Source organism: Actinoplanes sp. NPDC051343, assembly GCF_044455125.1.
Classification (GTDB): domain Bacteria; phylum Actinomycetota; class Actinomycetes; order Mycobacteriales; family Micromonosporaceae; genus Actinoplanes.
This window is the reverse complement of the sequence record NZ_JBITEL010000001.1, coordinates 1510398-1522280: the sequence shown is the minus strand read 5'-3', so window position 1 is coordinate 1522280 and position 11883 is coordinate 1510398. Positions and strand designations below refer to the sequence as shown.

The 11883-nt window shown below is 71.4% G+C and carries 9 protein-coding genes; 7 read left to right on the top strand and 2 right to left on the bottom strand.

What is annotated here, in order from left to right; translation table 11 throughout:
- Positions 1-326: 326 nt before the first annotated feature.
- Genes ACIA5C_RS06750 through ACIA5C_RS06740 form a run of 3 tightly spaced genes read left to right on the top strand, consistent with a single transcriptional unit; the run spans position 327 to position 2982 of the window.
- Positions 327-473, top strand: a complete 147-nt coding sequence (locus ACIA5C_RS06750) for a hypothetical protein (protein ID WP_396051973.1) — start codon at positions 327-329, stop codon at positions 471-473.
- Positions 473-1711, top strand: a complete 1239-nt coding sequence (locus tag ACIA5C_RS06745) for an FxsB family cyclophane-forming radical SAM/SPASM peptide maturase (protein WP_396051971.1) — start codon at positions 473-475, stop codon at positions 1709-1711. Before ACIA5C_RS06750 ends, ACIA5C_RS06745 begins: the two co-directional genes overlap by 1 nt.
- Positions 1708-2982 carry an HEXXH motif domain-containing protein gene (locus ACIA5C_RS06740; protein WP_396051970.1) on the top strand — a complete coding sequence of 425 codons (1275 nt, stop codon included), beginning with the start codon at positions 1708-1710 and terminating at the stop codon, positions 2980-2982. Before ACIA5C_RS06745 ends, ACIA5C_RS06740 begins: the two co-directional genes overlap by 4 nt.
- Positions 2983-3002: 20 nt before the next feature.
- Here ACIA5C_RS06740 and fxsT read toward each other — a convergent pair whose 3' ends face one another.
- Complete coding sequence (fxsT, locus tag ACIA5C_RS06735) at positions 3003-5873, bottom strand: FxSxx-COOH system tetratricopeptide repeat protein (protein ID WP_396051969.1); 2871 nt, start codon at positions 5871-5873, stop codon at positions 3003-3005.
- 114 nt (positions 5874-5987) lie between these two features.
- On the opposite strand from fxsT, the gene ACIA5C_RS06730 reads away from it, so the two are divergent.
- The 4 genes from ACIA5C_RS06730 (at position 5988) to ACIA5C_RS06715 (ending at position 10475) form a co-directional block, all read left to right on the top strand.
- Positions 5988-6728, top strand: a complete 741-nt coding sequence (locus ACIA5C_RS06730; protein ID WP_396051968.1) for an SDR family NAD(P)-dependent oxidoreductase — start codon at positions 5988-5990, stop codon at positions 6726-6728.
- Positions 6729-6740: 12 nt separating this feature from the next.
- Positions 6741-7727 carry a DMT family transporter gene (locus ACIA5C_RS06725; protein ID WP_396051966.1) on the top strand — a complete coding sequence of 329 codons (987 nt, stop codon included), beginning with the start codon at positions 6741-6743 and terminating at the stop codon, positions 7725-7727.
- Between the two features lie 110 nt (positions 7728-7837).
- Positions 7838-8422, top strand: a complete 585-nt coding sequence (locus ACIA5C_RS06720) for a hypothetical protein (RefSeq protein WP_396051965.1) — start codon at positions 7838-7840, stop codon at positions 8420-8422.
- Positions 8423-8483: 61 nt separating this feature from the next.
- Complete coding sequence (locus ACIA5C_RS06715) at positions 8484-10475, top strand: phosphatase PAP2 family protein (protein WP_396051963.1); 1992 nt, start codon at positions 8484-8486, stop codon at positions 10473-10475.
- On the opposite strand, the gene ACIA5C_RS06710 is transcribed toward ACIA5C_RS06715, so the two are convergent.
- Positions 10428-11783: a PucR family transcriptional regulator gene (locus ACIA5C_RS06710; RefSeq protein ID WP_396051962.1), complete on the bottom strand. Its 1356-nt coding sequence runs from the start codon at positions 11781-11783 to the stop codon at positions 10428-10430. The two genes, ACIA5C_RS06715 and ACIA5C_RS06710, sit on opposite strands and share 48 nt — an antisense overlap.
- Positions 11784-11883: the final 100 nt, after the last annotated feature.

Here is an 11883-nt window from a genome sequence, read left to right as displayed (position 1 = left end):
ATCTGACGTCGACACAACCGACGATGATCACGCGGTGGCCGCCCCGCATCCGGCACCGCCACGCAGAGATCACGATCTACGGCTGGAGTACTAGTGTTGTCAGAAAATGTCAAAAGGCGTGTTGGACGCGCGACGCCGACCCGTAGGCGCCCTACCTTGAGAGCCGGTGTCCGGTGTTGATCACCGGCTGTAATGGTCAAATTCGTAGGTAACCGCGATTCGGCGCCGCGGGCGGGCATAACCATTTCCTGCCCCGTGTGGCGGGAGGGTCATATCTGATGTTTGGTTCCAATACTGTTGCGCCGGATGACGAGACGTGGGCGCCGTTGGCTGACCTCTCGCACGTCCCCATAGCCGACCAGATTTCCGACGACGCCGGGGTCGTTGATCAGGCGTTGCGCCGCGTCCTGCGCAGCCTGCACGACCGTGACGGTGTGATCAGCTCGTTCGGGTCCTTCGTCTCCAGCGACTGATGGCTGTCGTCGTAGGCCGGGCGCCGACGACCGACGAGGTCCGGGCGGTGCATCGGCGGGCCGCACCCTGGCCGTACGCCGAGCTCGACGTGCCGGCGACGCGGGTCGCGGGCCACGCACCGGTCCCGTTCCGCGAACTGGTCCTCAAGGTCCACCAGCGGTGCAACCTGGCTTGCGACTACTGCTACGTCTACGAGCTCGCCGACCACAGCTGGCGTGAGCGGCCCCGCACCATGGCCGACGAGGTGCGCGACGCCGCGCTGACCCGGTTCGCCCGGCACGCCCGGCGGCACTCGCTCCCGGGCGTACGGATCGTCCTGCACGGCGGTGAGCCGCTGCTCTACGGTCCGGCCCGGCTGGCCGAGCTCACCGACCGGGCCCGGGAGCTGTTCCCGGACGACTGCCGGGTCGAGTTCGGCATGCAGAGCAACGGCGTGCTGCTCGACGAGGCCACGGTCGCCATGCTGATCGAGCACGGCATCAGGGTCGGTGTCAGCGTCGACGGCACGGCGGCCGATCATGACCGGCACCGGCGTACGCCGGGTGGCCGCGGCAGCTTCGACACGGTGGCCCGCGGGATCGATCTGCTCCGGCGGCCGGAGGGGCGGGCGGCGTACGCGGGTCTGCTGTGTGTCGTCGACGCCACGACCGATCCGCTGGCCGTCTACGACCAGCTGACCGGTTTCGATCCGCCCGCGATCGACCTCCTGCTGCCGCACCTGAACTGGGACAGTCCGCCCGCCGCTCCGGTCGCCGGCTGGCTCATCACGCTCTTCGACCGCTGGTACGAAGAGCGGTCGCCGGTGCGGGTCCGGCTGTTCGACGACGTGGTCAGCCTGGTGCTCGGCGGGGCGAGCCGGAGTGAGCAGATCGGCCTGAGCCCGTCCGGGGTGCTGGTCGTCGAGTCGGACGGCGCGATCGAGCAGGTCGACGCCTTGAAGAGCGCGTACGAGGGCGCCTGCGCCACCGGCCTGAACGTGTTGCACGACGAGTTCGACGCCGCGTTCGACGACCCGGGCATCGTGGCGCGGCAGATCGGCCGCGCGGCGCTGTCCGACGAGTGCCTGTCCTGCCCGGCGGTTGCGTTCTGCGGCGGCGGCCACTACGCCCACCGCTACCGGCGGGACGCCGGTTTCCGGTTCCCGTCTGTCTACTGCGCCGACCTGTTCGCCTTCACCCGCCACGTCTACGACCGCGTCGCCGCGGACCTGCCTTCGGTTATCGGGAGACGACCATGATCGACGTCCACCGGCTCGACTCGGCCACGTTCCACCGGCTCGCCGCCGGCTACGGCGGCGAGGACGGCGTCCGTACGCTGCGGGAGGCGCAGTTCAGCAAGCACCTGCTGCTGATCAATTTCATTCTCGAGCAGTTCCCGGACGGCGGCGCGGCCCTGCGCGACCTGCTGGAGCGTTCACGCACGGCGGCGCCCGAGAGGTTCCGGGCCGTCATCGGCGCTCCGCTGGCCGGCGGCTGGACGGCGATCGCCGCCCGGGCGGCGACCCGGGAGGCGCTGGCCGGGGCCGACCGCGATCATGTGGCCGCCATCGCGATCGTGGCGGCGGCCGCGGCCGGGGTGGACGGCTGCGTCGAGGTGCCGGTGCACGACGGCCGCGCGATGCTGCCCGGGCACGGTGCGGTCGAGGCGGGTGGCGCCTCGGCGGTCACGGTGACCGCGGCGGATGGCCGCCTGCTCGTCACCACCGACGAGGGTGTCCTCGAGGTGCCGGCCGAGTCCGCGGCGCCGGTGCCGGGCTGGCTGCCGGTGCGCCCGCTGTCCGCCGCCGCGGCCGGGCTGAGCATCCGGCTCGACCTCGACGACCTCGACCCGTACCGCCACGGCTATCACGTGCCCCCGGCCAACCGGCTTTCCGCGGCCGAGTTCGACGAGTGGCAGGCGCTGTTCGGCGAGGCGTGGGCGCTGCTCGCCGTTCGCCTGCCCGAGCGGGCGGTCGAACTGGCCGCCGGGCTCGGGGCGCTGATCCCGCTGCTGCAGACCGACGCACGCTCCGCTCGCAGCGCGACGCTCCGGCACTCCTTCGGAGTGTTCGGCCTGACGCTGCCGCCGAGCTCGCACGACTTCGTGGTGACGCTCGTGCACGAGTTCCAGCATTCCAAGCTGAGCGCGATGCTCGACCTGAGCCGGCTCACCGACCCGGCCGACGACCGCCGCTTCTTCGCGCCGTGGCGCACCGATCCGCGTCCGCTGGCCGGGCTGTTGCAGGGGGTCTACGCCTTCGTCGGCGTCGCCGACGCCTGGCGGGCCATGCAGGGTGCGGTCGGCGTGGCGACGGCCCGCTTCGCCGAGGCACGCCTGCAGGCCGACCGGGGGCTGACCGCCATCGAGGAGTCCGGTGCTCTCACCCCGGAGGGTGAGTCGTTCGTCGCCGGGGTGCGGCGCTCGGCCGATCGGCTGCTCGCCGAGCCGCTGCCGGCCGGGGCCGACCGGGCGGCCCGGGCCTCGCTGGCCGGCACCTACGCCGCCTGGCGGGAACACAACCGGGTATGACGTTCAGGCGGGTGTGACGGTCAGGTCGGGGGCGGCTCGATGTCGCCCTCGATGCGCCGGCCGGACGCCGCCTCGAGCACCTCGGGGTGCCCGGCGCCCAGCACCTGCTGCAGGCGGTCCATCGTGTCGGAGTACAGCGTGTCGGCGCGCTCCTCGTCGCCGACGGCCCGGTAGTCGTGGGCGAGGTTGATCATCCGCATCAGAACGTACGGGTGCTGGCCGGCGGCGTCGGGGGTGTCGCCCAGGCTGTATTCCAGCATCCGCTCGGACAGGGCCAGCGCCTCCCGCGTGCGGCCCATCCCGGCGTAGTCGGTCGCCAGCGACGTGCCCGCGCAGATCGTGTACGCGTGGGAGGGGCCCAGGCTCTGCTCGAGCCCACCGTAGGCGGCTTCGTCGATCGCCGTGGCACCGGCGAGATCGCCGCCCGCCCGGAGAAGGATGGCCTGGTTGATCTCGGCCGCGAGAGTCAGCGGGTGATCTTCACCGAAGTCGGCGTGGTAGCGCCGGAGCACCTCGTCCATCAGGTCAATCGCCTCGTCGCGCCGGCCGACCTGCCGCAGCGCGTTGGCCAGGCTCATCGTCGCGACCACGGCGTGCTCGTGGTTTTCGCGCAGTGAGCGTACGGTCCGCTCGCGCGCCTCCTCCATCACCTGGACCGCCTCCTCGACCCGGCCGATCTTGCGCAGTGTGATCGCATAGGTCCGCTGGGCCATGAGGGCGAGGGGGTGGGTGTCCCGGATCAGGCGTTGCTGGATCGGCAGCCACTCCTCGATGCGTTCCAGGGCTGCGGCGTACTGCCCGAGGCCGTAGTAGTCGCGGGTGACGTTCATGTTCATCCGGAAGAGCTCGACGTCGAGGGCACCGGCGTCGGCGAAGTGCGAGGCGATCTCCTCGTCGAGGCGACCAGCCTCGGCGAACTCGCCCATCAGCCGGTGGTCGACCGCCACGTTGCTCATCACGCGCAGGGTGTAGACCTCGTCGTCGCCGAAGACCTCCCGGTGCAGCTGGGCGCTGCGCTGGTCGAACTCCAGGGCCTCGCGGTAGCGGCCGTCGATGCGCAGGTCGTGACCGAGCTGGTTGCCGGCGATGAGCGTGTATTCGTGCCGGGGCCCCAGGGCGGGGTTCGCGACGAACTGGTCGTACGTCTCCTTGATGATCTGGGCGGCCTGCTTGCTGTCGCCGAGCGCCCGGGTCGCGTTGGCGACCTGCGCCCGGGCCAGCAGCGTCGCCTGGCCGTTCGGCCCGAGCTGCCAGTCGCCCGGGTCCTCGGCCGACCAGTCGGCCACCGCCCGCTCGGCCAGCAGCCGGCTGTTCTCGAAGTCGCCCGTGATGTAGAGGTACCGCGCGTGGTCGAGGACGGTCTGGCGGCCCTGCGGCGTGCCCGAGTGATTCATGTCAGCCGGCTGCAGGTGGGGGCCCATCTCGCTCTGCAGGTCGAGTTCGCCGATCTCGTCCGGGTCGCCCGGGCTGGCCGCCGCCAGCAGGTTCTGCACGTTACGCAGGGTCTCCGCGCGCGCCTGCGGTTCCAGCGTGTCGCGCAGCACCCGCTGGACCAGCCGGTGCACCTGCAGCCGGGGAGACTTGTCGGCGCTGGCCGGAGCCGGTGCCGACGCGGCCCGGCTCACCGTCTTGGCCAGGCCGTAGCGTCGCAGCTCGCGCACCAGCTGGCCGGTGCGGATCGGGTTGCCGAGTGCCTCGCGCAGCGGGGAGGTCAGTTCGGCGTTGCTGCCGCGGCGCAGCAGCGACTGCCGGATGCCCTCGCCGCCGAGGAACGCGAAGAGCGCGAACAGCTGAGCGATCGCCTCGTCGATGCCGCGCAGCTTTTCCATCGCGACCGCCACGAACGCGGCGACGGTCAGCGGGTAGCCCGGCGGCTTGCCCTCGTTGAGCAGCTCGATGCGGTCGTCCAGCAGTTCGATGTACTCGCGGATGGGCATCCGGGTCGCCAGGTACCACGCGGCGGCCTGCTCGAGGGCCAACGGCAGGTCACCCAGCTTGTCGGCCAGGTCGTCGGCTTCCTCCTCGGTGATCGTCGGGGAGCCGTCCTGATCACCGGTCCGCTTGGTGAGCAACTGGATGCTCTCTTCGCGGCGGAAGACGTCGACCTCGATGGCGATGCCGATCGTGCTCCACTCCTCGTTGCGAGTGGTCACGATGACGTGGCCGCCGGTCGTCGGGACCAGCGGGGTGAGCCGGGCCGGATCGTCGGCGTTGTCGTAGACCAGCAGCCACTCGCGGTCGCCGCCGGCCAGCCAGTTGCGGACCGTACGCGCGGTCTCCTCCAGGTCGTCGGCCACCGGCAGCTCGAGCCGCTCGGCCAGCTGCTTGAACGAGGACAGCACAGTGGAGGTCTGCTCGGCCGGGATCCACCAGATCAGGTCGTACTGATCGAGGTGGCGGTGCACGTATTCGTTGACGAGCTGCGTCTTGCCGACGCCGCCCATGCCGTTGAGGGCGGGCGGAAGCACCGAGGTCCGCGAGTCCTGTTCGAGGGCCCGGCCGAGGCGCCCGAGGAGCTCGACGCGACCGGTGAAGTTGCGGTTGCGGATCGGGATGTCGCCGACGATGCGCTCTTCCGGGCGATAGACGTGCGCGCGGGCGGAGCGGGGCAGGACGGTGGTCAGCTCGACGAACCGGCGGGCCGCGTCGCCTCGGTGCCGCGTCACGATGATCTCGCCGAAGGCGCGGAGGTCGGCCGGGGCGTCGAGGAGGATGTCGACGAGCGCCGACAGGTCGTCGAACGGGTCGTCGGAGCGGACGAACACCAGATCACGGGTCAGCGCATCACTCAGTTCGTCGACCCGGGCATCGCGCGTCGCGCGGCTCTGCAGGCCGGGCACCTTCAGGAGGGCCTCGATGAGCTGGTCGCGGGAGGTGTGCAGGTCCGACACAGCGCCTCATTTCCGAAGCGGGGATGAATCGCTGAGCCTGCAGGATATCGGAACTGCCCAGGTGGGGGGTATCAGCGGAAACGTCGCATAGTGCGACGGCACTAGAGTGGCCGGGTGCGGATCGACGGCAGCGTGGCGCTGGTGACCGGCGCGTCGTCGGGCATCGGGCGGGAGGTCGCGCGACGGCTCGCCGCGGGTGGTGCCCGCGTGCTGGCGCACGGCCGCAACGCCGACGCGCTCGAGGCGCTCGACGCCACTCCGCTGATCGCCGACCTGGCCGAGCCGGGGGCCGGGAAACGGTTGGCCGAGGCGGCCCTGGCCGAAGAGGGCCGGGTCGACATCGCCGTGGTCAACGCCGGGCTGGGCTGGGCCGGCCCGTTCACCGAGATGCCGGCCGAGGCCATCGGCAACCTGCTCGCGGTCAACCTCGCCGCCCCGATCGAGCTCACCCGCGCGCTGCTGCCGGCGTTCGGCGGCCGCCCGGGCTACCTGATCTTCGTCACCTCGATCGCCGGCCGGATGGGGGTCGCCGGCGAGGCGGTCTACTCGGCCACCAAGTCCGGACTGGACAGCTTCGCGGAGAGCTTGCGCTTCGAGACGTACGGCGGAAGCGTACGGATCGGTGTCTTCGTGCCGGGCGTGGTCGAGACCGCGTTCTTCGAGCGCCGCGGCCGGCCGTACACGAGAACGAGTCCCCGCCCGATCGCGGCCGGGCGTGTGGCCGACCGCATCGTGGGCATGATTCAGCGGGGGAGTGCCGAGGCGTACGCTCCGGCCTGGCTGCGGATGCCGGTCGCCGTGCGCGGGGCATTCCCCGGTCTTTACCGCCGTCTGGGAGCGCGATTCGGCGGCTGAGGAGGTCCGTTCGTGTATCTAGCCGTGGCGCTCGGCCTGGTGGCCGGGTTCCTGTTCGCCGCTTCCGCCTCGCTGCAGCAGCACGTGGCCCGGCGCACGGCGACGGCTACCAACACTGTGGGCGAATTGGCCGGAAAGTCGATTCTTCGCCCGCTGGTCGCGTTGATCAGACGGCTCGTCCGGCACCCGATCTGGCTGGCCGGCTGGTTCACCAACCTGCTCGGCTTCGTAGTGCAGGCGGCCGCCCTCCACGAGGGCTCGGTCGCGCTCGTCCAGCCGCTGCTCGTCACCCAGTTGCTGTTCGCGATGCCGCTCTCGACCGCCTGGGCGCGGCGCTGGCCGGTCTTCGTCGAGTGGCTCGGCGTGGTGCTGATCAGCGGCGGCGTGGCCACGTTCGTGCTGGTCCGGGAGGTCGCTCCGGCGGCCGGCGAGGCCAACCGGGGCCGGGTCGTGCTGGCCGGACTGTGCGCGGCCGTCCTGGTGGCACTGCTCGTCTGGGCGGCCGCCGGCCGCCCTCAGTTGCTGCACGCCACGCTCGTGTCGGTGGGTGCCGGGCTCTGCTTCGCGATGAGCGCCGTGCTGATGAAGCTGACCACCGACGACCTGCTGCACCGCGGGGTGCTCGCGACCGCGCTCGACTGGCCCGGCTACTGTCTTGCGGTCTCCACGCTCACCGGGCTCGTCCTGGAACAGGGTGCCTTCGCGACCGGTTCGCTGTCCGCGGCGGTGGCCGCGATGACCATCACCAACCCTCTGGCGAGTTATCTGCTCGGGGTGCTGGCGTTCCGGGTCAAGCCGCCGTCCAGCCCGGGCGCGCTCGCCGCCCTGGCCGGGTCGGGTGCGCTGCTGATCGTCGGCGTCGCGGCCCTGTCACGATCACCCACCGTGCGCAAGCCGGACGCGGAAGGCGAAACCCGGCGGGACTCTGAACCGTTGGAGCCTACGCAACGTTATGGGGGACAGGTAGCGGAACCGTCGTCGACACCGGACTTGGGATGACTACAGACCAGCAAGAGACGAACGACCGGCAAGAGACCAATCACGGCCATGTGCAGGAGATCGTGATCGAATTCGGCCGTCTGAGGCCGCAGTTGATCCGCGGTGCGCGCATGTTCATCGAAACCGTCACTGTTCCGACGCTGTTGCTCTACGTGTTGCTGCATACGGCCGGCCTGGCCTGGGGGCTGGGCGCGGTGATCGGCTGGTGCGCCCTCACGCTGGGTGTTCGCCGGCTGTTCGGCCAGCGCCTGCCGGGCACGCTGCTGCTGTGCGCGGGCATGCTCTGCGGCCGGGCCGCACTGGCCCTGGTGATGTCAAGCGCGCTGGTCTACGTGCTGCAGCCGGTCTTCGGCTCGGCCCTGATGGCGCTGCTGTTTCTCGGCAGCGCGGCGATCGGGCGCCCGGTCACCATCCGGCTGGCGCGCGACTTCGTCACGCTGCCGGCCCATCTTTTCCACCACCACGGCGTACGCCGCATGTTCACCCAGGTGGCGATCGTCTGGGGGGTCTCCCGGGCGATCGACGCCGGGATGAGCCTGGGCCTGCTGCACTGGGGTCTCGACGCCGGGTTGCTCTCGCGGGGCCTGTTCAGCGGCCTGCTGACGGCGCTGACGATCGGGGTCTGCGCGGCCTGGGGCGTCCGGGCGCTGCGCCGCATGCCGGGGGTCACCCTGCGCCTCAAGCCGGCCGTTTAAATCGGCGTGGTGACGCGCCTAACGCTCGCCGTCGAGGGCGATAGATGTTAGAAGTCGTCATGTGACCTTGGGGGAGTCCAAGAAACGCGTCGTCCGGGAGCTGCTCATCGGGCTGCTGGTCTTCGGGGTCTACAGCCTGGTGCAGATGATGCACGGTCCGGCGCGAGAGCGGGCCGCCGACCGGCACGGGCGCGAGATCTTCGATCTCGAACGACGGCTCCACCTCGACGTCGAGCCGGCCCTCAACCGCTGGCTCGCCCCGCACGACGTCCTGCGGACGCTCTCGAACTACGAGTACGCGACGACCTACGTCGTGGCGGCCGGGATCATGCTGGTCTGGCTCTATCTGCGGCGGCCGGACCGCTACCGGGAGATGCGCAACTCGTTCGTGGTGCTCAACCTGCTCGGCATCGCCACGTTCTGGCTCTATCCGGTCGCCCCGCCCCGGCTGCTCGCCGGCACCCACTTCATCGACACGGTCCGCGAGGGGCACACCTGGGGGTCGTGGGGTTCGCCGCTGGTCACCCACGCCAACCAGCTGGCCGCGATGCCGTCGCTGCACGTGGCCTGGGCGCTCTGGGTCAGCGTCGTGCTGGCGGAACTGAGGCACACGCGTACGGTCCAGGCCGTCTCCCTGGTCCACGTCGGCGTGACGCTCTTCGTGATCATGGCGACCGCGAACCACTTCCTGCTCGACGCCGCCGGTGGCGCCCTGGTGGTCTGGATCGGGTTCCTGGTGGTCCGGCCGAGACCTGCGGACGAGGTCAAGGCGCCGGACGCGTTCTTCCTGTACGTCGAGAACCCGGCCGCTCCGCAGCACGTCGGCGGCCTGGCCGTGGTCGACACCTCGGCGGTCCCGTTCAGCCGGGACGCGCTGGCCGCCACGGTCCGGGCTCATCTCGACGAGCTGCCCCGGTTCCGGCAGCGCCTGCAGTTCCGCGGGCGCCACCACCGGCCGCGCTGGGTCGATGCGCCCGGCCTCGACTGGGACTGGCACGTGCCGGAGCGCGACCTGACCCGCCCCGACGGCTCCCCGGGCGGTTTTGCCGCGCTGCATGCGCTGGTCGCCGAGCTGGCCTCGGAGCCGCTGCCCCGGGACCGTCCGATGTGGCGCTTCGTGGCGGCGACCGGCGTCGAGGCCGACCGCGCGGCCGGCATCCTGATCGTGCACCACGTGATCGCCGACGGGGTGGGCACGGTCGCGCAGGCGCTGAACATGCTCGAGCCGCGCTACACGCCGCGCATCCCGGCCCAGCGAATGCCCGGTCCGGTCAAGCGGGCCGCCGCCACCGCGGTCGGTCTGGCCCAGCTGGCGACCGACGGCTTCCCGAAGTTCAGGCTGCCCACCGGGAACGCTCCCGCGCGCGGGTTCACGACGGTCGATCTGCCGCTGGACGGCGTACGGGAAATCGCCCGGCGGCATGGCGCCCGGGTGAGTGATGTGCTCCTGACCGTCGTGGCCGGCGCCGTCACGAGGGCCGTGCCGGCGGCCCCGCACGGCCTGCTGCGGGTGTCGGTGCCGCTGATGGTGCGCCCGCCGGACGCGGCGGCCGAGGGCAATCTGACCGCGGCCGTGATGACCGAGGTGCCACTGGGTCCCTTCCCGCAGGAAAGCGCCAGGCTGGCCGAGATTTCCCGGCGCAGCCGGGGGCTCTACACCGGTACGCGCACGCTGGCCGCCAACTTCGCGATGCGGGCGGCCGGCGCGATCCTGCCGGTGCCCGGGCACGCGTGGTTCGCGCGTACGGTCTACGGCGCCGCGATGTTCCAGGCCATCGTCTCCAACATGCCCGGACCGGACGTGCCGCTGAGCCTGGCCGGCCCGCCGCTGGCCGGGGTCTACCCGATCCTGCCGCTGGCTCCGGGGGTGCCGATCGCGGTCGGCGCGCTGGGCTGGGACGCCGTGCTGTCGGTCGGCGTGGCGACCGACCCGGCGCTGATCACCGACCCGGTGCCGCTGGGCGACGCCATGAAGGTGGTCTACGACGAGCTGACGGACGGGAGCTCAGCTCACCCGCCGGCGCCGGTGGTGGAGGGGCGCGGCGTCGTCTGACCCGCCGCGCGGCCGGCAGTTCGGGTCGGCCGCGGTGCCCCAGGCCAGAGCCAGCGTGAGCCGGCTGCGGGTGGCCGGATCGTCGAGTGCCGGCCCGAACGCGTCGTGCAGCTGGGTCAACCGGTAGCGCACGGTCTGCGGGTGGATGTGCAGCTCGGCCGCGACCGCCTGCCGGTCGCCCATGTGCCGCAGCCAGGCGCCGAGCGTCTCGCTGAGCCGTTCGCGCTGGGTTGGCGCAAGCGCTGCGAGCGGCGCCAGAGCCTGTTCACGCAGCGCCTCGAGCAGCTTGGCGTCGCGGTGCACGATCAGCGCGTCGAGGTGGTCCTCGACGAAGACCACGTCGTCGGTGAGGATGCCGGAGGCGCGCAGCCGGGCGGTCAGTTCGGCGAACTGCACGCTGACCGGCAGCTGTTCGAGCGGCACCGGGTGGCCGACGACCGCGGCGGTGCCGGCGAGCAGGGTTTTCAGTCGCTGCCGCCGCCCGGGGAGGAACGGGTCGGGGGCGATAGCGCCGAGCAGCGTGCGCCGCCGGATCAGCAGGCAGGAGCTGCCGAGCCGGTTGAGCACCTCGTGGCCCATCGCGGTGTTGACCGAGAGCAGGATGACCGCGGCCTCGCGGGGCACGGTCCAGCCGGCCCGGGCCGCGGCCGCGCGCACGGCCGCGGTGTTGGATCGGTCGGAGAGCAGCAACTCGACCAGTTCGTCGCGGAGCAGCTCCCGTTCGGCCACGCTCTGCGACTGTTCCATGACGTAGCCGTGGGCCGAGGCTGACGAGAGCTGGTCGACGAATGCGAACACGCCCTCGGCCAGGGCGGCCAGCGTGTCCGGCTCGACCCCGGCCTGCAGCGCGGCGCCGGAGACGTACCGCCAGGCCACCCGGGCGCCGACCTGATAGGCCGAGAGCAGCGTGGAGATCTCCCGGCCCTCGCGCCACTGCACCCGGCCGATCTCCTGGAACAGCTCGAGCTGGTTGCCGACCGGGCCCTCGCGTGGCCGGCCTGGGCCGAATTCGGCGGCAGAGCCGTCCGCGTGTTCGACGGTGTCGATGAGCCAGAGCATGAAGGCCTCGGCCGCGCCGGTGACCTCGGCCTGTTCCTCGGCGAGAAACTCGGCGTAGTCCGGCCAGCCGGTGGTCAGCATGGCCCGGACCTCGTCCAGCATGTCCGGCAATCGTTCGAGCAGCAGCGGCAGCATCGCGTGGAGCTTCGGCTCGCGACCGATGCGATCCAGGTACGCGTCGAGCTGCGGGCTGCGCGTCAGCCAGCCGAACGGTTGATCTCCGTCGTCGACGGAGTCGAATGAACGCATTCTGCACCTACCCGACGAGGTTTTGTTCGTACGTGACAAAGTCCCGTGCAATAACCACCTCTGGCTGCGCAGATCATTGTCCTCTGGTGGGAGCAGCATC

Bases quoted from the DNA above. Each gene is read 5' to 3' on its own strand.
- ACIA5C_RS06740 (WP_396051970.1), top strand. From the start codon at position 1,708: ATGATCGACGTCCACCGGCTCGACTCGGCCACGTTCCACCGGCTCGCC.
- ACIA5C_RS06720 (WP_396051965.1), top strand. From the start codon at position 7,838: ATGTTCATCGAAACCGTCACTGTTCCGACGCTGTTGCTCTACGTGTTG.
- ACIA5C_RS06710 (WP_396051962.1), bottom strand. From the start codon at position 11,783: ATGCGTTCATTCGACTCCGTCGACGACGGAGATCAACCGTTCGGCTGG.
- ACIA5C_RS06745 (WP_396051971.1), top strand. From the start codon at position 473: ATGGCTGTCGTCGTAGGCCGGGCGCCGACGACCGACGAGGTCCGGGCG.